The 21,992-nt window shown below is 37.7% G+C and carries 22 protein-coding genes; 14 read left to right on the top strand and 8 right to left on the bottom strand.

Going from position 1 to position 21,992, the window contains the following annotated elements; translation table 11 throughout:
• Positions 1–45: 45 nt before the first annotated feature.
• Entirely contained in the window at positions 46–2,556 is a 2,511-nt protein-coding gene (locus R2Q70_RS03045) for a M1 family metallopeptidase (RefSeq protein WP_316806184.1), read from the top strand.
• 64 nt (positions 2,557–2,620) lie between these two features.
• Here the strand turns inward: R2Q70_RS03045 and R2Q70_RS03040 are convergent, their stop codons facing one another.
• The gene (locus tag R2Q70_RS03040; protein ID WP_316806183.1) at positions 2,621–4,066 is read right to left on the bottom strand and encodes an ATP-binding protein; all 1,446 of its coding nucleotides are present in this window, start codon (positions 4,064–4,066) and stop codon (positions 2,621–2,623) included.
• 211 nt (positions 4,067–4,277) lie between these two features.
• Positions 4,278–4,742 (bottom strand): nuclear transport factor 2 family protein, encoded by a 465-nt coding sequence (locus R2Q70_RS03035; RefSeq protein ID WP_316806182.1) that lies wholly within the window; start codon positions 4,740–4,742, stop codon positions 4,278–4,280.
• A gap of 250 nt (positions 4,743–4,992) precedes the next feature.
• Between R2Q70_RS03035 and R2Q70_RS03030 the strand changes: the two genes are divergently transcribed.
• The 7 genes from R2Q70_RS03030 to R2Q70_RS03000 all read left to right on the top strand — a co-directional run bounded on the left by R2Q70_RS03030 (position 4,993) and on the right by R2Q70_RS03000 (position 11,092).
• A complete protein-coding gene (locus R2Q70_RS03030) occupies positions 4,993–6,396 on the top strand; it encodes a tetratricopeptide repeat protein (RefSeq protein ID WP_316806181.1) in 1,404 nt (467 codons plus the stop codon).
• Between the two features lie 60 nt (positions 6,397–6,456).
• Positions 6,457–7,224 (top strand): phosphosulfolactate synthase, encoded by a 768-nt coding sequence (locus tag R2Q70_RS03025; protein WP_010602940.1) that lies wholly within the window; start codon positions 6,457–6,459, stop codon positions 7,222–7,224.
• 99 nt (positions 7,225–7,323) lie between these two features.
• The gene (aroE, locus tag R2Q70_RS03020; RefSeq protein ID WP_316806180.1) at positions 7,324–8,067 is read left to right on the top strand and encodes a shikimate dehydrogenase; all 744 of its coding nucleotides are present in this window, start codon (positions 7,324–7,326) and stop codon (positions 8,065–8,067) included.
• A gap of 70 nt (positions 8,068–8,137) precedes the next feature.
• Positions 8,138–8,725 (top strand): gliding motility lipoprotein GldD, encoded by a 588-nt coding sequence (locus R2Q70_RS03015; RefSeq protein WP_316806179.1) that lies wholly within the window; start codon positions 8,138–8,140, stop codon positions 8,723–8,725.
• A 35-nt stretch (positions 8,726–8,760) separates the two neighbouring features.
• Positions 8,761–9,399, top strand: a complete 639-nt coding sequence (locus R2Q70_RS03010) for an MBL fold metallo-hydrolase (RefSeq protein WP_316806178.1) — start codon at positions 8,761–8,763, stop codon at positions 9,397–9,399.
• An 81-nt stretch (positions 9,400–9,480) separates the two neighbouring features.
• Complete coding sequence (locus R2Q70_RS03005; RefSeq protein WP_316806177.1) at positions 9,481–10,707, top strand: ABC transporter permease; 1,227 nt, start codon at positions 9,481–9,483, stop codon at positions 10,705–10,707.
• Between the two features lies 1 nt (position 10,708).
• Complete coding sequence (locus tag R2Q70_RS03000) at positions 10,709–11,092, top strand: hypothetical protein (protein WP_316806176.1); 384 nt, start codon at positions 10,709–10,711, stop codon at positions 11,090–11,092.
• 1 nt (position 11,093) lies between these two features.
• On the opposite strand, the gene R2Q70_RS02995 is transcribed toward R2Q70_RS03000, so the two are convergent.
• The 4 genes from R2Q70_RS02995 to R2Q70_RS02980 form a co-directional block, all read right to left on the bottom strand.
• Entirely contained in the window at positions 11,094–11,471 is a 378-nt protein-coding gene (locus R2Q70_RS02995; protein WP_316806175.1) for a VOC family protein, read from the bottom strand.
• A gap of 403 nt (positions 11,472–11,874) precedes the next feature.
• Positions 11,875–13,542, bottom strand: coding sequence for a sodium/sugar symporter (locus R2Q70_RS02990; RefSeq protein ID WP_010600482.1), 1,668 nt, complete (start codon positions 13,540–13,542; stop codon positions 11,875–11,877).
• 113 nt (positions 13,543–13,655) lie between these two features.
• Positions 13,656–14,987 carry a xylose isomerase gene (gene xylA, locus R2Q70_RS02985; protein ID WP_316806174.1) on the bottom strand — a complete coding sequence of 444 codons (1,332 nt, stop codon included), beginning with the start codon at positions 14,985–14,987 and terminating at the stop codon, positions 13,656–13,658.
• 20 nt (positions 14,988–15,007) lie between these two features.
• On the bottom strand, positions 15,008–16,486 hold the full coding sequence (locus R2Q70_RS02980; RefSeq protein WP_316806173.1) for a xylulokinase: 1,479 nt from the start codon (positions 16,484–16,486) through the stop codon (positions 15,008–15,010).
• A 213-nt stretch (positions 16,487–16,699) separates the two neighbouring features.
• Between R2Q70_RS02980 and R2Q70_RS02975 the strand changes: the two genes are divergently transcribed.
• The 5 genes from R2Q70_RS02975 (at position 16,700) to R2Q70_RS02955 (ending at position 19,287) form a co-directional block, all read left to right on the top strand.
• Positions 16,700–17,035, top strand: a complete 336-nt coding sequence (locus R2Q70_RS02975; RefSeq protein ID WP_316806172.1) for a tRNA-binding protein — start codon at positions 16,700–16,702, stop codon at positions 17,033–17,035.
• Between the two features lie 262 nt (positions 17,036–17,297).
• The gene (locus R2Q70_RS02970) at positions 17,298–17,765 is read left to right on the top strand and encodes a nucleoside deaminase (RefSeq protein WP_316806171.1); all 468 of its coding nucleotides are present in this window, start codon (positions 17,298–17,300) and stop codon (positions 17,763–17,765) included.
• Positions 17,766–17,893: 128 nt separating this feature from the next.
• Positions 17,894–18,502 (top strand): superoxide dismutase, encoded by a 609-nt coding sequence (locus tag R2Q70_RS02965; protein ID WP_316806170.1) that lies wholly within the window; start codon positions 17,894–17,896, stop codon positions 18,500–18,502.
• 95 nt (positions 18,503–18,597) lie between these two features.
• Entirely contained in the window at positions 18,598–19,059 is a 462-nt protein-coding gene (locus R2Q70_RS02960) for a hypothetical protein (protein WP_316806169.1), read from the top strand.
• A gap of 9 nt (positions 19,060–19,068) precedes the next feature.
• Positions 19,069–19,287: a hypothetical protein gene (locus tag R2Q70_RS02955; RefSeq protein WP_316806168.1), complete on the top strand. Its 219-nt coding sequence runs from the start codon at positions 19,069–19,071 to the stop codon at positions 19,285–19,287.
• Positions 19,288–19,308: 21 nt separating this feature from the next.
• Here R2Q70_RS02955 and R2Q70_RS02950 read toward each other — a convergent pair whose 3' ends face one another.
• Positions 19,309–20,241 (bottom strand): hydrogen peroxide-inducible genes activator, encoded by a 933-nt coding sequence (locus tag R2Q70_RS02950; protein ID WP_116168935.1) that lies wholly within the window; start codon positions 20,239–20,241, stop codon positions 19,309–19,311.
• A 52-nt stretch (positions 20,242–20,293) separates the two neighbouring features.
• On the bottom strand, positions 20,294–21,220 hold the full coding sequence (locus R2Q70_RS02945; RefSeq protein ID WP_316806167.1) for a GDP-L-fucose synthase: 927 nt from the start codon (positions 21,218–21,220) through the stop codon (positions 20,294–20,296).
• Between the two features lie 120 nt (positions 21,221–21,340).
• Between R2Q70_RS02945 and trmB the strand changes: the two genes are divergently transcribed.
• Positions 21,341–21,991, top strand: a complete 651-nt coding sequence (trmB, locus tag R2Q70_RS02940; RefSeq protein ID WP_316806166.1) for a tRNA (guanosine(46)-N7)-methyltransferase TrmB — start codon at positions 21,341–21,343, stop codon at positions 21,989–21,991.
• Position 21,992 lies beyond the last annotated feature (1 nt).

The following is a 21,992-nucleotide window of genomic DNA, read 5'->3' as shown; positions in this document are numbered from 1 at the left end:
TTAATATCTTGCTTTAAACGCAACTGACTTATTAAATTATAAAATATGAATAAAAAATTTTTGGCTTGTAGTGCAATGCTTGTCTCTTTATTTGTGGCAAACACGCTATCTGCACAGGAAAAAGCTGTTGAAAAATCAGCAAAGTTATCTGTTTACCGTGTAACACCAGCGAAAATAAACGACCTCGTTCATACCAAGCTCGATGTATCTTTTGATTACGCAAAACGATATCTATACGGCAAGGAGTGGGTTACACTAAAGCCGCATTTTTATGCCACAGATTCATTAACGCTTGATGCACAGGGCATGGATATTAAAACGGTTGCGCTGGTTGGCGCAAAGGGAAACACACCTTTAAAGTACGATTATCGCGACAACAAACTTTACATCACTTTAAACAAGAAGTACACCAATACCGAAAAATATACCGTTTACATCGCTTACACGGCAAAGCCGGATGAACTAAAAGTTCAGGGAAGTGCGGCAATAACAGATGCTAAAGGTTTGTATTTCATCAATCCTGATGGAACGGATAAAAATAAACCAATCCAGATCTGGACACAAGGTGAAACCGAATCTTCATCGGCCTGGTTCCCAACCATTGATAAGCCAGACCAAAAAACCACTCAGGAAATTTCCATGACGGTTCAATCGAAATATACCACCTTATCTAATGGTAAACTCGTTAGTCAAAAACCTAACGCCAATGGTACACGTACCGATACTTGGAAGATGGATTTACCTCACTCGCCCTATTTATTTATGATGGCGATTGGCGATTTTAAAATCACGAAGGATACCTACAAAGGCAAAGAGGTTAACTACTACCTGGAACCAAAATATGCGCCATTTGCCAAACAAATTTTCGGTAAAACGCCTACCATGATGAAATTTTACAGTGATGTTTTAGGCGTAGATTACCCGTGGAATAAATACGCACAGGTTGTGGCAAGAGATTATGTTTCGGGTGCGATGGAAAACACAACCGCAACACTACATGGTGAGCACATCCAAAAAACTGACCGTGAGTTACTGGATGGAAACGAAGAAGGTACAATTGCGCATGAACTTTTTCACCAATGGTTTGGCGATTATGTTACAGCAGAATCATGGTCTAACCTAACGATGAATGAATCATTTGCCACTTTTGGCGAAATCATTTGGCATGGATATGATGAAGGAACAGATGCAGAAGATAAATCACGTTATGAGAAATTACAATCCTATATCAGCTCTACAAAAAACGGGGAAAGCCCAATTTTAGCCCGTTTTTATTACAATGATAAAGAAGATATGTTCGATAATGTGAGCTATGCAAAAGGCTCAGTGATTTTATATGCCATGAAAAATCAAATGGGCGATGCTGCTTTTTATAAAGGCTTGAACAAATATCTCACCACCAATGCTTTTAAAAACGGCGAAACACATCAGTTGCGCTTGGCTATGGAAGACATTACCGGAAAAGATTGGAGCCCATATTTTAATCAGTGGTATTATGCAGGAGGACACCCAATTTTGGCAGTTGATTATGGTTATGAAAACGGAATGGCTACCATCAAAGTAAAGCAAACGCAGGATACAGCCGTGCAAACATTTACTTTGCCTGTTAAAGTTGTGATTTATGCTGGCGGACAAAAAATAACAAAAGAGATATTAATCAATAGCCGCGAGCAAACTTTTTCTTTTGAGGTGAGCGCCAAACCAGAATTAATCAACTTTGATGCTGATAAAATCATTGTTGGCGAAATTAACGACAATAAGGTTGCAGAAAACTATTATTTCCAATACAAAAATGCACCGACTTATGCCAACAGGATCGAAGCTTTACAATTTATTATGCAGAGCAAGGCCAAAAGTGGTCAGCAGATTTTGTTAGCTGCTTTGAAAGATAAATCTGGTGATTTGAGGGCTTTAAGTATTGAAGGGTTAAACTTAGATGATGCTGAAGTTAAAGCTGCTGCATTGCCTATATTGTTGCAAATGGCAAAAACGGATAAAGATACAGAGGCCAGGGCTGCGGCCATTACTAAACTGGCGGAAACAGGGGAGCAAACTTATAAATCACTACTGCTGGATGGTGTGAAAGACAGATCGTACAGGGTAATTGCAGCCTCGGTTGCTGGTTTAACTAAAATTGCACCGCAAGAAGGATTGACAGCGCTATCTTCATTGGATCAGGATACAAAAGACCATATCGCTTCTTCTATCGCTTCGTTGTACATCAGCGATCCGAAAGATGAACATCAGGCATTTTACGAAAACATCATGGCCAATGGCGATCGCAATAAAATTTTCGCAGTAATTGGCCAATATTTTCAATATCTAAGGGCCAATACCAATCCTGTTGTTACCGAAAAAGGTGTGAATGGAATTAGTGCCGCCATTGAACGTTTGAAATTGCAAAATTATTTAAACAAGCAACTTTCAAGCGCATATACGGCTACTGCCCAGGGTAAATCGCAACAAGCTTCATCGGCAAGCGGAGAAGTTAAATCAAATTTAAATAAGCAGGCTGAAATATTTAAAAAAGCAGCGGCTGAATTAGGTAAGGAATAAAGCTTCTAACCTGCTTTAAATAGAAAAGCTCCACAGATTGAGAATTTGTGGAGCTTTTTAAATATCAGGATGATTTCTTTTCTAGTGTGATTGCACCAATATTATATGCGTAAACTGCCGCAGGGAGAAATGTTAATTCGACATCATCAATTTTTTGGTTCCCTGAAATGTCAATACTGGTAACGAGTGAAGCTTTAAATCCATTCTTTTTGCAGAAAAAGATGAGGCTATTGAGTTCCTTCGTTTTATCAAAATAACGATTACTCCACTTTATCTCAACACACCACTGGGGCTTAAAAAGTTTATTGTCTATTGATACCATATCTACCTCACCCTCCGATCTTCCCATTTTCCATCTCGCATATTTAAGATCCATGTTTTCCCTGTGCATCCACTGAGAAAAGATCGCAGTTTCTATCATATTGCCTGTTTCCTTGTCAGTTTCTACAATAGGAGAAAACAATGCAGTTCTTAGCGATGGGTTAGTTAAATATACCTTAAAACTTGTAATCCTTTTAAATTTCTTTGCGTTGTCATCAACTTTATAAATTACCTTAATTAAAAAAGCAGCTTCAAGATATTCAAGGTATTTCTTAATGATTTCTTTTTGAATCCCACTTTCTTTAGCTATTCTCTCGAATGAAAATTCATGACCTGTATTGTAAGCCAGATAACTAAAAAAGCTATTTAATTCCTGAACATCTTTAATTCCATATAAACTCGGCAAATCTCTCAAAAGTACTTTGTCAACAATATCATTTTTTACATATCTACCCATATCATTTTGGATTTTTTCAGATAATACAACTTCAGGGTAACCACCGAAATTGAGGTAATGGAAAAATTCCTTATTTAAAGCTTTGTTATCATGCGTTGTGTAATAAGGTATCTTTTTTCCGGCATATAATATTTCTCTTAACTGAATAAGATGATTTAGTTCCTTCAAATGGATGTATTCATGGAATGTTAATGGGGGGAGCATAAAGTCAGTAAATCGACCCGCACCACTTTCTGAGCTTTGTATTCGCAAGGCGGCTGCTGCTGAACCTGAAACTATAAATTTTGTTGTCGGATATCTATCTACCAGAACCTTTAAATGGCGTTCCCAATCTTTAAGATATTGAATTTCATCAAAAAAAATAAAACATCCATCAAGTGAATTGAGTTGAACTGCTTTTTGTGATAGAATGAGGAGATCTTCCAGGCCCAAATGCATGTATATAGGATTGTCTATACCAATGAAAACTATCTTTTGAGGGTTTGTTTTTTCTTTAATTAACTGATCAACAGTATGAAACATCATTACTGTTTTACCCACTCGTCGTGGGCCCATAAGCACAAGAGCCCGCTTTATTTCGATTTCTTTTACATAAGGGTAGAACAAATCAAAATATAGGCGCCGTGACATATTTTTATAAATAGCTTGAACTTCTCCAGTTCTCCACCAGGGATTTTCATACTGCAAACGCTCAATTCGCTTTTCTGTTGGAATAGCAAAAGTAAAATCCATAGAAATTGGTTATTTTCACTCAAATGTAATAATAAGTATTTTAAATTACGCTTATAATCACATTTTTGTTTGATTAGTAATGTTTTTACTGCTAAAATAAGCTATTGTCACTTTATAATGAATTTTCTAATGAATGTATGCTTTATTTTCGCTGAGTTAAATGCTCAAATTTTATACAGTCACGATTAGATACGTTGATCGTAGTGCAATCTTATTTAACCAACACGCTACAGTTATCCTTCCTCCTGGTATCAATTAAATAAACAATTTGCCAGCGATTATCTAGCTTAGCCAGCTGAAAAGAATTTACGCCGCAATGGCTAAATTTATCATCGATGTAAAACTTGTAATCGGTCCATACAGTGGCAAGCGGCCCATCGATTAAAATCTTTGAAAATACAATTCTTTCATCAAATTTCTCTTTATGTGGTGAACCAATAAACTTAATAAAATCGTCTATCTGCTCTGTTCGGACCGATAATTTTTCGTTTTTATTTACAATGGTTTGCATGATACAGTTTTTCGCAAATGCTGATCTTGTGAGTGCACTGTCTCCGGTTTTCATTCCCGAAAACAGATGTGTTACAACGGTTTTAATTTTATCCTCCTCACTTTGCGCAAACAATTTTGTACTTAAAAAAAGTACGATGAAAGCTAATATTGTACATCTTTTCATGACTTGTTGATTACGTTTCTCCAATAAATTTATATTATTTTTGTGAAAGAAGGGGAAAGGAACCGCGATGTTGATAAAATACTAGCATAATTCACACATCTTAATCACAAGCAAGAAGCTTTATTTTCAGCCATTTACGTTTGTTTTAACAATGTATGTTAATAATTATTTATAAAATGAATAATTAAAATCGGTAAAATTATAATGTGTTTTTCTGCTTAATGGCACGGTTCTTTAATAGTTATTAGATATGGAAGAAGAATTCTTTTTTGAATCCAACGAAGATGCACAACGCTCTGTAGAACGTTACGAAGAAATGCTCCGTAATCAGGATCAGTATTTTTTCGACGCTGGCGCTTTCGAATATATTGTAGATTTTTACATTGAGAAAAATGATCCGGTTAAAGCATTGCAGGTAGTTGATTTTGCCATCAGCCAGCATCCCTATGCCACTGTTTTTCTTATTAAACAAGCACACCTTTTTATTTTAACCAATAACAATGAGCAGGCGTTCATCGCTTTGCAAAAAGCAGAGTTATTGGAGCCATCAGAACCAGATATTTATCTTTTACGTGGTAATATTTTTCAAAATACCGAACGGTTCAGTGAAGCGTTAGAAAACTATGATAAAGCTCTGGGTTTAGCTGAAAGTACGGATGAAATCCTTTTGCAAATGGCTTATGTATATCAAAGCATGGGCGATTATGAAAGTGCAATCACCTACATCAAACTAAGTTTAGAACAAAACATGGAAAATCAGGATGGTTTGTACGAACTGGCCTTTTGTTATGATGTGTTAGATAAACAGGAAGAAAGCATTAAATTTTACCAGCAATACATCGATACTGATCCTTACTCTTATGCCGCATGGTATAACCTAGGAAACAGTTTCCACAAACTTAATCTTTTCGAAAAAGCGATTGATGCTTATGACTACGCTATTTTGATTAAAGAGGATTTCAGCTCTGCTTATTTCAATAAAGGTAATGCATTGGTTCAATTGGATAAATACGATGAAGCCATTGAGGTTTATAAACAAACTTTTGAGTACGAACAACCTAATGCCGATACCTATTGTGCAATGGGTGAATGTTACGAAAAGTTGGAAAAAATGGATGAAGCCCGTTCTTACTATAAAAAGTCAGTAAAAATGGATCCGAAAATGGCTGATGCCTGGTTTGGAATTGGCGTAACATTAAACCACGAAGAACGCTATTTTGAATCGTTACATTTCTATAAAAAAGCGATTGATTTAGAAGCGGAAAATGCTGATTTCTGGTTTGCCATGGCTGACGCTTACTACAAACTTGGGCAGATTGAAGAGTCAATTGCTGCTTACGATAAGGTTTTAGAATATAATCCTTTGGATATTGAAGCATGGCTGGATTTCAGTACAGTGCTATATGAACAGGGAAAATTGTTAGAGGCATCAGAAACAATGGCTGAAGCAATCAAAAATAATCCTGAAGCTGCAGAACTGTATTATCGAATGGTAGCATATCTTTTTGCAATGGGTAATTATGCCGATGCATTGGGATATTTGGAAACTGCTTTAACTACCGATCCGGATAAACATTATATTCTGTTCGAATATTTGCCACAACTGCAGGATAACAGCGCCATTATCAGTGTTATAAGCCGATATATCAAGTAACAGTCTTGTGAGAAAAATTTAACAAATAAATCTCAAAATTTTTTTCACTTTTGTACGCATATGAATTACCCATTATTAAACGTTCCTGAACGTCCGGAAAAACCACGCCAAAAGGGCTATACAATGGTTATGGACAAGGGATTAAGCCTGCGCCAGGTAGAGGATTTTATTGAAGTCGCCGGCGTATATACAGATATCGTAAAATTAGGTTGGGCAACATCACACGTTACACCAAACCTTAAAGAGAAATTAGCTTTATATAAGAGTGCCGGGATTCCAACCTATTTTGGAGGAACATTATTCGAAGCATTTATCATCAGGAATCAATTTTCAGATTATCAGCGTGTTTTGGATCAATACGGGATGGAATATGCCGAAGTTTCTGATGGGTCGATCGAAATAGAACATGATAAAAAGTGTAATTATATCAGCGAATTATCTAAACAGGTAACTGTAATTTCTGAGGTTGGAAGTAAAGATGCTGCAAAAATTTTCGCTCCATACAAGTGGATTAAGTTAATGCAAGCCGAAATACAAGCGGGATCGTGGAAGGTTATTGCTGAGGCACGTGAAGGTGGAAATGTTGGAATTTACCGTGGAAGCGGCGAAGTACGGGAGGGATTGGTAGATGAAATTTTAACGCAAATTCCGGAGGAAACCATTATTTGGGAGGCGCCACAAAAGGAACAACAGGTTTGGTTTATCAAACTTATCGGATCAAACGTAAACCTGGGGAACATTGCTCCGGCGGAAGTGATTCCATTAGAAACCATTCGTTTGGGCCTACGTGGAGATACTTTCGACTATTTCCTGAATCAAACAAAATAAAATATATCGTTATTGCGAGCCACGAAGCAATCTTACAATGTTAGTTTATTTACTACCGCTGTAAGATTGCTTTATGCTTTATAAAGATACCTTGTGCTTATGAAAACATACGGTCTAATCGGATTTCCACTCTCACATTCATTTTCTAAAAAATATTTCACCGAAAAGTTTCAAAATGAGGGGATCACCGATCGTCAATATGAACTTTTTCCAATAGAAAATATAAAATCGCTTGCAGATTTACTTACTGAAAATCAATCGCTTTGCGGACTAAATGTGACGATACCGCATAAAGTTGGCGTTTTACCATTTCTAAATGAAATTGAAGAAGCAGCGGAGAAAATCGGTGCAGTGAATTGTATTTGTATTAAGCGATTTGAAGGAGAAACATATTTAAAAGGCTTTAATACTGATGCATACGGTTTTGAAGAATCAATGAAACCTTTATTAACGGCCAACCATCGGAAGGCATTGGTTTTCGGCGATGGTGGTGCAGCGAAGGCGGTTAAATATGTACTGCAAAAGTTGGGTATTGAATATCAGGTTGTGGTTCGAAAAGCAACCGACGGAGCTATTTTATACAGCCAGATTACGCCAGAGTTATTAGCTAGCCACAAGCTGCTAATCAACACTACACCGCTGGGCATGTCGCCTCATACAGAAACTTTCCCTGAAATCGATTACACTCAACTCGGAAGCGATCATTTAGCTTACGATTTGGTTTACAACCCGTTGGAAACTGCATTTCTCGCTAAAGCAGCTGAACGCGGTGCGCAAATCAAAAACGGTTTAGAAATGTTGTATAAGCAGGCAGAAAAAGCCTGGGCCATTTGGAATAAATAACATTCATCTGTCGTTATTGCGAAAACGATTACCGATTTTCGATATGGCAATCTTTTAAGCTGGTTATTTTATGAAATTAAAATCTTTTGTCTTTCTCCCATTTTTGCTGCTCTTGTGCTTTTCCGCTTGTCAGAATAATGACTATAGCCCAAAGCCTAAAGGTTATTATAGGATTGAGTTTCCGAAGAAGGCATACACAGCATTCACCAAATCTGTTCCTTACCAGTTTGAATATCCCGTTTATGCCACAATCGAGCAAGATCAAAGCCGCGATGCGAGAGCAAATTGGTATAACCTGCATTTTAAGCAGTTTAATGGCTACCTGCACCTTACCTATTATGATGTATCAGCCAAAGGTGAATATGATCAAATGGTAGAAGATGCCCGGAAACTGGCTTTTAAACATACTATAAAAGCAAGCGCAATTGATCAGCGAATCATCAATTATCCTAAACAAAAGGTTTACGGAATTTATTATGCCATCGAAGGGAATACAGCATCCTCTGTTCAGTTTTTTCTAACTGATAGTGCCAAACATTATTTCAGAGGAGCTTTATATTTTAATGAGCGCCCTCAGTATGATTCCATTGCTCCAGTTGTTAAATTTATCAAAACAGATATCGATACTTTGATTTCCACTTTTAGATGGAAAAATTAGGTATTTACGATTATCTCTATTAGGCATCACACACTATGATTACCATAAAAATATTCACCTTTAACGCTTATAGCGAAAATACCTACGTTCTTTACGATGAAACAAAAGAATGTGTCATCATCGATCCGGGCATGTATGAAGGCTTCGAACAGAATGAGCTGGTTGCTTTTATTAAAGCGCAAAACCTAAAACCTGTTTTGTTATTAAACACCCATTGCCACCTTGATCATGTTTTCGGCAACAAGTTTGTTTTTGATACTTATGGGTTAAAGCCAAAATTTCATAAAGGAGAATTGGTGGTATTGGAAGCCGTTCCAGGATACGCTCCATCGATGGGATTTTACAAATACGAAACTTCGCCCCTTCCGGATGAGTTTCTGGCAGAAACCGGTACCATCACGTTCGGTAATAGTACATTAGACCTAATTTTTGCTCCTGGCCATTCTCCGGCACACTTATGTTTTTACAGCAAAGCTGATGATCTTTTGATCGGCGGCGATGTATTGTTTTATGGTAGCATCGGCCGAACAGATTTGCCAGGTGGCAATCATCAACAACTCCTTCAAAACATTTCTGATAAACTATTTGTATTACCAGATGAAACGAAGGTTTATCCTGGCCATGGTCCGGCAACAACAATTGGTTTCGAAAAACAAAATAATCCGTTTTTTTAAATCTGAGCTGTATGAGCTAATCTGGGCGTTTAAAGTACCGTTTTACATGATACATCTTACATTTTACCTATCTTTGCACCTGTGAATACGCCGCTGTACATTGCCAAACGCTATTTGTTTGCCAAAAAATCTACCAATGCCATCAATCTGATATCTGGAATATCAATGGCCGGCGTAATGGTTGGCAGTGCGGCACTGATTATTATCTTATCGGTATTTAACGGCCTGGAAACAGTAGTGCTGGGGATGTTTGATACGATCACCCCTCAAATTGCAATTACACCTGCAAAAGGTAAAACATTCGATCCCAATACAACCTACTTCAATGCATTAAGAAAAAATAAAGATGTATATGCATTTTCTGAAGTTTTGCAAGAGAAGGCCTTACTAAAATACAATGATAAACAGGCCGTGGGCTTAGTTAAAGGCGTTAGTGCTGATTATTTGAAGAATACCAAGCTAGATAGTACAATTAAAGAAGGGCGATTTATACTGCAGAACAAGAGTGGTTTTAGCAGCGTAATGGGATCAGCATTGCAAAGTTACCTGGCTGTGAACACCTTAGATCCTTTTACCGAGCTAGAAATTTATTCGCCAAAGAAAACGATCTCCGTGAGTTCTTTAAACCCTACTGATGATTTTATTGCTAAAAGCATTCGTGTAAGCGGCGTGTTTGAGGTGCAGCAAGATTTTGATAACGGCATCATCGTTCCGTTGGAATTTGCAAGGGAGTTGTTGGATGAAAGCAAAAATGTTTCATCTATAGAAATCGATTTTAATCAAAATGTAGACGTCGATCAGTACAAAGACGAAATTGCAGAAAAGCTTGGTAGCGGTTATGTTGTTCAAAACCGGGCAGAACAAAATAGTTCGCTACACCATATATTTAATTCCGAAAAAAGTATGGTGTATATTATTTTAACATTCATTTTAATAATTGCTATATTTAATGTAGTTGGCTCCCTAACCATGCTTGTTATCGATAAAATTAAGGATATCGCCATCCTGAGCAGCCTGGGCGCCAGCAAAAAATTAATAAAACGTATTTTTCTTTTTGAGGGAATGATGATTACCATGTCTGGTTGCGTATTGGGTTTAATTATAGGTTTGCTTTTCTATTATGTTCAGCACACATTTGGACTAATTAGCATGGGCGAAGGATCTATGATAAATGCATACCCCATTGGATTAAAGTGGCAGGATTTTGTTTTAGTGTTTATTACAGTGGGTATTTTTTCATTTTTGGCATCTGCTTTGTCATCAAATTTAAGTGTCAAAAAGATCGATCAAATTAATCAATCAATATAGAATGAAGTTATTTAAACAAGCAATTGTATTTGTTGTGCTACTTGGCGTGGCGGCTACCGCTTGTAATAGAACGGAGAAAGCTGAGGGCGAAAAAAGTAAATTAAAAGTGGTTAAAGGGCTTTATAGTTTTGGCCCTGAAATGAAATCTTTTACCCTTTGCGAAGATGGCAGAGAATATTGGGTAACAGACAGTGTTAAAAACCTGGAGCTTTCTTACAGCAATTTAGGCTTCGAAAAACCTTACGAACCTGTTTACGTAGAACTGGAAGGTTATATTGCCAAATCAGATACGGCAACCGTTTCAGCTGATTTTGATTCGACATTGGTGGTTACCAAAGTGATCAAAATCAGTAAAGAAATTCCTGATGGGCCTTGTGCACAATAATTTATTCTTTTTCAGGAACGGTTACCCACCAAACATTTCCCCAGGCATCTTCAAAACCTGCACTTAAGCCATATTCCCTTTGAGCAGGTTCCTGTATTGATGTTGCATTATTTGCAAGGGCTTTATCGTAGAAACTCATTGCATTTGGCGAGTGTATAAACATACCGGCCGGAAACGGCGGGAAATCATCATTTGCATTGGTGAACATCACGGTACCACCCTCAATCACAGCTTCAGCATGCATGATGGTGCCATCCTCCCTGGGTACGACTAACTTTATGTCGGCATTAAAAACTGCCTTCAAAAAATCTATAAATTTCTCTGCATCCTTTACCACGAGGTAAGGCATAATTGTCTGGTAATAATCTGGTGATTTCATGCTAAATTAGTTTATTAGTCATTTGAAACCGCTTTCCGTTTATGTCTATTAGGAAACAAAGGAATATCGCAATTGTTGAGGCGATTTTAATGTGCTAACGTTCGCCGTTTGATTAAAGTTATCAATTTTATCTCAAAGAGTGATAAATAAACACGCTTCAAACTTTGTCTAAAACTTAGCCCACGCTCGTTTCAAAGGAGCGTGAAAATAGCTTTTCGTATTTTACGAATATTAATGGCGATTAAATCGCTTTTTTATTGATGCGCTCGTTTGAAACGAGCGCAGGCAGGAATGCTTCAACCTTTGCCAACGCTTGTTTTAAACGAGCGCTAGCAGGAAAGTATTTCTAAAAAAAAGGCTTCCTGGTTTTACCAGAAAGCCTTATCTACATTATGTTTTTTATCTACCAGAAGATAGAATAAAGTGCTACCAGAATACCACAAACCAATAATGATCCAACGGCGAAACTAGGATGAACTTTAAACATGCTGGAATCAATTTCTAAACCATTTGATTTATCACCTTTACTATTTTCGATCATACTGATCGCAAACATCACTACGATACAAATCACGAAAACGAAGCCCATTCTATCTAAGAAAGGGATTTCATAAATACCTTCTGCGTTCGCTACTGAGAAACCGAAATCATGTAAGAATGATAAATCCATCATTCCAGGTAAAAATTTAAGTAAAACGGATAAACCAAAGCCGCCAATGGTAGCAAATAATGCTGCATTGGAAGTGGTTTTTTTCCAAAAGAAACCTAAAATGAACATGGCAAAAATACCCGGACTCACAAATCCTGTGTACTCCTGAATAAATTCAAATCCACCTTTTTTATCGATACCTAAGAATGGAGAAATTGCAATTGCAATGGCCATCGCAACAATAACAACCAATCTACCAGTTCTTACCAGGCTTTTCTCAGAAGCTTCTTTTCTGATGTGTTTCTTAAAAATATCTAAAGTGTAAATGGTTGAGATACTATTTATTTTACCAGCAAGAGAAGCTACAATCGCCGCAGTTAGTGCTGCGAATGACAAACCTTTTAATCCTGTGGGTAAAATATTTAATAAAGTTGGATAGGCACGATCGGGGCGAAGTTCGCCACCTGGCATCATTGAATTTACATCAATACCGGTTTTTTCCTGATATAACATGTAAACGGCAATACCTGGTAAAACCACGATTAATGGCATTAAGAGCTTCAAAAATGCGGCGAATAAAATACCTGCTCTGGCAGTTTTTAAATCGGCACCTAAAGCACGTTGCGTAATATACTGATTACAGCCCCAATAGTTTAAGTTTACAATCCACATACCGCCCAATAAAACCGTCATACCCGGTAGGGAAGCATAATTGGCACTGTCTTTTTTGAAAATCATGTGGAAATGGTCTGGAGCTTTTTCTCTCAAAAATGCTAAACCATCTAAAACACCATCTCCGCCAAAGTGATCACTCACTAAATTCAGCGCCAGATAAGTTGTGGCTAAACCTCCAAAAATTAAGAAAGCTACCTGGATAACATCAGTATAACCGATAACTTTCATTCCGCCTAAAGCAATAATCACGGCGAAAACGGCTAAGCCAATCATACAATACCAGAAACCAATGCCAGATATACTACTTACGGCTAAAGCACCTAAATAAAGTATCGAGGTTAAGTTTACCACCACATATAATAATAACCAAAACACAGCCATAATCATGGCAACTGTACCATTATACCGCTGACTCAAGAATTGAGGCATGGTATAAATTTTGTTTTTGAGGTAAACGGGGATAAAAAATGTAGCCACAATAACGAGTGTTGCAGCAGCCATCCATTCGTAAGTGGAAATGGCTAATCCCATTTTAAACCCATCACCACTCATGGCTACAAACTGCTCAGCGCTAATGTTCGAGGCAATTAATGATGTACCTATGGCCCACCAGGTTAATGATCCTTCAGCAAGGAAGTAATCCTTACTGCTCATTTGTGCTTGCTTTTTACGGTGGTAAATCCAGAAACCATAGATTGCCACAACAGCAAAATAGGCTAGAAAAATAATGTAATCTGTTACTTTCATTTAAGTAAGTTATTTGGTTTAGAAGGCTAAATGTAGTGAAATCAAAAATTAAATTTTAATTTTTTTAACTTAAAAATGTTAAAACGACATTTATTATTTTCCAATGCTGCCAATTAGATATATCTGTTGATCAAATTCTCCAGATATTCCTGTTTTCCACTTCTCATTTCAGGTTCTCCATTTTCGGCTGCGAAGTTTCTCAGGTCTTCTAAAGTTAATTTGCCTTGCTCAAATTCTGCTCCTTTTCCACTATCAAAGGATGCGTAGCGATCGGCTCTGATTTTTTTGTAATCTGATTTTTGAAGAATGGCATCTGCAGTGATTAAAGCCCTCGCGAAAATGTCCATTCCGCCAATGTGGGCATAAAATAAATCTGCAGGATCTGTGGAGTTTCTGCGAATTTTTGCATCAAAATTTACACCGCCACCCTGTAAGCCGCCGCCTTCCAAAATAATCAGCATGGTTTCTGTTAATTCATTGATGTCATTTGGAAACTGATCGGTATCCCATCCATTTTGGTAATCGCCACGATTGGCATCTATGGAACCCAACAGTCCGTTATCAACTGCTACCTGTAGTTCGTGTTGAAAGGTATGGCCAGCTAAAGTAGCATGGTTAACCTCCAGGTTCAGTTTAAAATCATTTAATAAATCGTACTGCTGTAAAAAGCCTTTTACCGTAGCCGCATCATAATCATATTGGTGTTTAGATGGTTCGCATGGTTTAGGTTCAATAAAAAAAGTGCCCTTAAACCCTTGTTGACGGGCATAATCTTTGGCGGTATGTAAAAACCTAGCCAAATGTTCCTGCTCACGTTTCATGTTGGTATTCAGCAAACTCATATAACCTTCTCTACCTCCCCAAAAAACGTAATTTTCACCGCCAAGAGCAATCGTGGCATCTAACGCCGCTTTCACCTGTGCAGCGCCATGTGCCAGTACATGAAAATCGGGATTAGTGGAAGCCCCGTTCATGTAACGTTTATGACTGAATAAATTTGCAGTTCCCCAAAGTAACTTTACGCCGCTATCTGCTTGTTTTTGCTTAGCATATTCTACCAACGTTTGTAATCTACGCTCGTTTTCCGCTACATTATCGCAATAATCAACAACATCAACATCGTGAAAACAGTAGTAAGGCAATTGCATTTTTGTGATAAATTCAAAAGCGGCATCCATTTTATCTTTTGCCCGTTCAATGACATCGCTTTTTTCATCCCAGGGAAATATGTGCGTGGCGCCACCGAAGGGATCAGCTCCGTTTCCGTTAAACGAGTGCCAATAAGCACATGCAAATTTGAAATGCTCATTCATGGTTTTACCAGCAACAATCTTGTTGGCATCGTACCACCTAAAGGCTAATGGGTTATCACTTTCTAAACCTTCAAATTGAATTTGGTTTATCCCTTTGAAGAACTCTTTTGCTCCTGTTACTACTTTTGTCATTGTATATTTTTTTTGTGGTTCTATTTTAAAGTTTTCATTAGTAACGATTTCCATTCCTGGTAGATCGGCTCATAATCTGCAGAATTTTTTGGATCGAGTGTGGTAACCACTTCGTGATGCGTAAATGCATCTTCCGCAGATTTGAAAATGCCTGCACCAATGCCCGCTCCTAATGCTGCGCCGACACTACCATCATTTTCGTAAAGTTCGATCCGAACGCCGGTAACATCAACAAAGGTTTGTGCAAAGACATCGCTTAAAAAAAGATTGGCCCTGCCTGCCCGGATTACTTTCGGCTCCATTCCAATTTCACGCATAATATCCAGCCCATATCTAAATGAAAAGGCTATGCCCTCCTGTACGGCCCTGAAAATTTCTGCCTGGCTGTGAATATTTAAATCGATACCTGAAAGCTGGGCACCCGTGTACTTGTTATTAAGCATGCGTTCTGCTCCATTTCCAAATGGCAATACGTTTAGGCCTTTGCTGCCAATAGGAGCTTTAGCTGCTAAAGCGTTTAACTCCTGATAATTTAAATGAGGGGCAAAGGTGTTTTTTGCCCACCGGTACATACTACCGGTACCATTAATGCAAAGCAATACACCAGTATTTTTTTCTTCGGGAGAATATGTTACATGCGCAAAGGTATTTACACGCGACTGCGGGTCGTATGTCAGGCTATTACTCACGCCGTAAATCACACCCGAAGTGCCAGCTGTTGCAGCAACTTCGCCTGGCTTCATTACATTTAAAGATAGCGCATTGTTAGGTTGATCTCCTGATTTATAAGTCACCGGGATTCCTGCAGTTAAGCCTAATGATAACGCAACCTCTTCAGTTACTAATCCGTGTGAGGAAAACAAATCCGTTATTTCAGGAATAAAATCATCGTCCAAACCATAATAATCCATTACCGCTTTGGAAATTTTGTCTTGTTGAAAATCCCAGAAAATACCTTCAGATAATGCTGAAATACTCGTGGTAATATTGCCGGTCAATTTCATCGAAATGAAATCTCCGGGTAGCATGATTTTATCTATCTTTTGATAAGTATGAGGTTCATTCTGTTTGATCCAGGCGAGTTTTGATGCCGTAAAATTACCCGGAGAATTGAGCAGGCTGCTTAACGCATTCTGGTGGCCAATCTGATCAAAAGCTTTTTCACCTATTTCTACGGCCCGGCTATCACACCAGATGATGCTGTCACGCAATACGTTTTGATTTTTATCAACCACAACTAAACCATGCATTTGGTAAGCAATGCCGATAGCCGCAATATTTTTCGGGTTAAATAAATTTGTTGCGTTAAGCTTGATAATTGCCTGCTTGGTATTTTCCCACCAATCTGCAGGAGATTGTTCTGCCCAGCCAGGCTGAACAGATTTAATTTCTGTTTCCTCTTCGGGATATTGAACGGTTGCAATGCTTTTCTGTGTTTTTACATCAACAACTGCAACTTTGATAGATGATGTGCCTATATCAATACCTAATAAATACATTTGGAGGGTTTAAAATATCTGGTTATGCAAACGGTTGCATAAATATAGGCCTTAAATTCAAAAACGCAAATTTTTGTCTGTTACATTAAGGTTGCAGATCAATCGATAAGCCTGCAAACATTAAGGCTGCATTAGCTTAAAACCTAGCCGGCACCATACAATAATTGAAGCATAATTGATACTTTAGCTGCATAAAAATCAAAATAAGAAATAATGGAAGTAATTACATGGGATGATTTTGAGAAGGTAGAACTGCGTGTGGGAACTATTATAGCAGCCTTCGAGTTTCCGGAGGCCAGAAGGCCCGCTTATAAGTTAAAGGTTGATTTCGGGAGTTTTGGGATTAAAACGAGCAGCGCTCAAATTACCAAACACTATACGCTGGAGGAGTTGCCGGGAAAACAAATTGTGGGGGTAATTAACTTCCCGAAGAAACAAATTGGCAAGTTTATGTCAGAGTTTTTAGTAACAGGTTTTGCTGATGAAAATGGTGATATTATTCTGACAGCTGTAGATAAAAAAACGCCCAACGGAAGTAAACTGATTTAGGTTGTCAACGGAATTAGCGCTGTAGCGGGGATTGGTTTCTTGCTGATCCTTTGTTTTTAGCCCTGATTGAAATGGCAGCCCCCGATTTTCTCGGGGCTATAATGTAAAGCAGGAGGACAGTTTCCAATAAGCAATAGCGCTGCGCTCCCCTATGCTCTTAAGCAAATTCAATAGCTAGCGACTCCTAAATCTGCATGAAAACCGTTCTAATTTGCGTTAGATTAAACAATAGTGGTTTCATGCCTTTCGTTATCTTTGCGCTATGAGTTTTTACAATTTCGAAAATACCAACCCCGAGGAAGAAGATATTCACTACATGAAACTGGCTTTGGAAGAAGCTAAGAAAGCGCTAAGTGAAGATGAAATTCCGATTGGTGCGATTGTGGTAAGCAAAAACCGCATTGTTGGCCGGGGTTATAATTTAACCGAGAAATTTAACGATGTAACAGCGCATGCTGAAATGCAGGCCTTTACTTCTGCAGCTCAAACTATTGGTGGGAAATATTTGAGAGATTGTACATTATATGTTACCATTGAGCCCTGCGTAATGTGTGCCGGAGCCAGTTACTGGACGCAAATAAGCCGCATTGTTTATGGCGCCAGGGAAGAAAAACGTGGATTTATTTCGAAAAACGCAAATCTATTGCATCCAAAAACGGAGCTCAAAGGTGGTGTTTTGGCAGAAGAATCGGCCTTGCTTATGAAAAACTTCTTTGCAAAAAAGAGATAGGCCTAAATGGCTTGTTAATTGGAAACTTTTCGTGAAAAAAGATTTGATGATAATTACATGAACAAATCTTAACCTACGAATGTTATATTTGCTATTAGAAACATTTTAAAATCTAAAAACATAATACTATGGCTTTTGAATTACCTGCGTTACCGTACGCAACCGATGCATTAGAACCGCATATTGATAAAACTACCATGGAAATCCACCATGATAAACACCATCAAGCTTACGTTACTAACTTGAACAAAGCTGTTGAAGGTAAGCCTGAAGCAAGTTTAAGCATCGAAGAAATTGTAAAAAACATTTCTAAATATCCTGCTGCTGTAAGAAACAATGGTGGAGGTCACTATAATCACTCTTTATTTTGGAAAGTTTTAGGTCCGAATAAAGGAGGTGAGCCAACTGGCGATTTAGCAAAAGCGATTAATGAAACATTCGGTTCATTTGCTGAATTAAAAACTAAATTACAAGATGCTGGTGCAACTCGCTTTGGTTCTGGTTGGGCTTGGTTATCTGTTGGTGCTGATAAAAAACTTCAGGTTTCATCTACACCAAACCAGGATAATCCGTTAATGGATGTTGCAGAAGTAAAAGGTACACCAATTTTCGGTATCGATGTTTGGGAGCACGCTTACTATTTAAAATATCAAAATAAACGCCCTGATTATTTAGCGGCTATCTGGAATGCAGTAAACTGGGATGCAGTTGCAGAACTTTACAAAAAAGCTTTGTAAGCAACCTTTTATAAAATTTAGAAAGTCCCGTTGAAAATCGGGACTTTCTTGTTTTAAGATAATTAAGTAACTTCGCAGCTATTAAAATGTTCAAAATGAAGCGGATTATATTTTTATTTTTAATGGTGTTCGGTTTAATTAACCTTGTAAATGCTCAGCAAAACAAAATGCCGACGCCAGATGAGATTGCAAAGAAAAATGTAGAGGATTTGGATAAACGATTGAAGCTGAACGATACGCAGAAAAGTGTAATCTATCGTTTCACTTTTAATCAGGCTAAGGAACAGGCAGACTTAATAAAAAGGCAACAAGCTGGTAATTCTAGGGAAGAGGATGTAGATAAATTTTATAAACTTCAGAACGAAACCTCTAAAAATATCCGTAACGTATTAAAGGGAGAACAGCAAACCGAGTACGACAAAGTGATTGAAGAGCGCCTAAGCGGAAAATCGAATAAAGACAAAAAGAAAAAGAAGAAAAAAGGCGAGGAAGAAGAAGTTGAAAGTGATATCAAAGGTTTACTTTCTGCACCACCGCTGGTTCCTCAAAAACAATAATTTTTCACCATGCCTGAAATTATTCTCGGCACAATTGTGCTGGGTTTATTGTTGTCGCCACAGTTACTGGCTGGTTTTTTAGCTAAACGCACCGGCAGAAATTTCTGGTTCTGGTTTCTGATTTCTTTTTTAATTCCAATTATTTCTTTGGTGATTCTTATTTTTCTGGAAGATAAAAATCCGAAAACAACAAGTTATCAATTGGCTGACCACGTAGATAAAAAATAGGAAGATTAATAACGCTAGTTCTTAGATCCCAACAATATCTTTCTTCTTTTTCTGCTTCATTGTTTTGGGGATAATGGCCAAAATTTCTTCTTTTAAAGCATTTAACATTCGCTTTTTGATGAAGTTTTTATGCGTAACCAAACTGATTTCCCTAACCGGTTCAGGAGATTTAAAGTGACGGATTTTGTTGGTTTGTTTGGCATTTAATTCTGCAATGGCCAGCTCGGGTAATAAAGTAGCTCCACCGTTTAAATCAACCATTCTTACCAGGGTTTCTACACTTCCGGTATTATATTCTAAACCTTGCAGTCTGTTATTTTTAGTCGAACGGCAGATATTTAATACCTGGTTTCTCATGCAATGCCCTTCATTCAAAAGCCAGATATTTTCGTCATTTAAATCTTCCGCATCAACTGCTTTCTTTTTATAAAGCTTGCTGTTTTTGCTGATATAACTTACAAAGTTTTCATAGTACAATGGCGTCTCTGAAATGTTAGCATCCGTTAACGGAGTAGCTAAAATGCCACAATCTAACACGCCGGTTTTTAGATGATGAATAATGTCTTCAGTAGTGTATTCCCAAATTAGAAGTTTGAGTTCGGGATATTTTTCCAGCATCGCCGAAATCACCTGTGGCAATAAATATGGTGCTACCGTTGGAATTACACCTATTCTCAGTTCACCCAATACATCCTGCTGCTGGCTACTGATGAGTTCCTTTACCTTTCCACTTTCCTGTAAAATAATTCTCGCCTGAGCAATAATTTGAGAACCAATCTCTGTTGGAGATACAGGCTGTTTGCTTCTGTCGAAAATTTTAACGCTCAGTAATTCTTCCAGCTTTTGAACTTGCATACTTAGCGTAGGCTGAGTGACAAAACATTTTTCAGCAGCGGTAACAAAACTTCTGTAAGTATCTACAGCAACAATATATTCGAGTTGAACTAAAGTCATATAGCTAAAATTGATTTATCTTTTCAAATATATAAATTTTAACTATCTTATTTTAATATCTGCTTTGGAAATCCTGGTAGGCTAATTCAATACCTTCTTTTAGCTCAATTTTATGTTTCCAGCCCAGGTTGTGCAGCTTGGTTACATCCATTAATTTTCGAGGTGTACCATCGGGTTTTGTCGTGTCGAAAACGAGTTCTCCTTCAAATCCCAACACATCTTTAATTAATAAAGCCAAATCTTTTATGGTCAGGTCGTGTCCGGTACCAATGTTAATCAGGTTTGGCTCATTATAGTTTTGCATCAGGAAATAACATGCATCAGCCAAATCATCGGCAAATAGGAACTCCCTTAGTGGCGTTCCTGAACCCCAAACGGTTACCTGCTTTTCATCATTCACTTTAGCTTCATGAATTTTTCTGATCAGTGCCGGTAATACATGCGAATTTTGCGGATGATAATTATCGTTATAACCATAAAGATTTGTCGGCATTACCGAAACGAAATTACATCCATATTGATCGCGGTAAGCATCACACATTTTAATGCCGGCAATTTTGGCAATAGCGTAAGGCTCATTAGTATGTTCTAAAAGTCCTGTTAACAGATAATCTTCCTTTAAAGGTTGTGGAGCTAATTTTGGATAGATGCAGCTTGACCCTAAAAACATCAATTTTTTGACGCCTGTTAAATAAGATTGATGAATTACATTGTTTTGAATGGCAAGGTTTTCGTAAAGGAAATCGGCTCTGTAGGTATTATTGGCAACAATACCGCCCACTTTTGCAGCTGCAAGAAAAACATATTCCGGACGTTCCTGTGCGAAAAAATCGGCAACAGCTTGTTGACTTCTTAAATCTAATTCTTCGGATGTTTTGGTTACTAAATTTTCGAACCCTTCTTTTTGAAGCTTACGATAAATTGCTGACCCAACCATGCCGCGATGACCTGCAATATAAATTTTGGCGCTTTTTTCCAATGTGATGTTTCTTTAAATCGATTGCAAAAATACAATTGATTAACTAAAAACTGGCAAGATAGGCATGCAAAAACCTGCTTTCATAATTGATTTAATTGTAAATTTGCGGAAAAAAAACTTTTGGGTAAAGATAAACTTAGACGTTTCGCCGAGATAGAGACCTTTGCAAACGTATATCAATTAGATCAGGGGAAAACCCTAAAGGGCAAATGGGCTGCTGAACATTTTAAAAATTCAAATCCGGTTGTGTTGGAGTTGGCTTGTGGAAAAGGTGAATATACCGTAAACCTGGCCACATTATTTCCGGATAAAAATTTTATTGGCGTGGATTACAAAGGGAACAGAATTTGGCGTGGGGCAAAAACAGCAATTGAAGATGGGATTGACAATGTGGCCTTTTTAAGAATTCAGATTGAAAACCTATTGGATTATTTTGCTGAAGGCGAAATCGATGAAATATGGATCACCTTTCCAGATCCTCAGCCACAAGATAGCAGAGAAAAAAAACGCTTGACTTTTCCAGTGTTTTTAGAGCGTTATAAAACGGTATTGAAGCCTGGAGGCAAGGTAAACCTTAAGACAGATAATGATCAGCTTTATGCCTATACTTGTGAGAAAGTTGAAGCGCTTGGTTTAAAGGTTCATAAAAATACAGATCATTTATATACATCGGATTTAGTTGATGAAGTGTTATCGATTAAAACCTATTATGAGAAGAAATACCTGCTTCACGATAAAAATATCAATTACATTCAATTTTCGTTTGAATAAT

The sequence above is a fragment of the Pedobacter agri genome, assembly GCF_032678665.1.
Lineage (GTDB): Bacteria > Bacteroidota > Bacteroidia > Sphingobacteriales > Sphingobacteriaceae > Pedobacter > Pedobacter agri_A.
The sequence above is the reverse complement of the archived record's forward strand: the minus strand, read 5'-3'. Positions and strand labels throughout refer to the sequence as shown.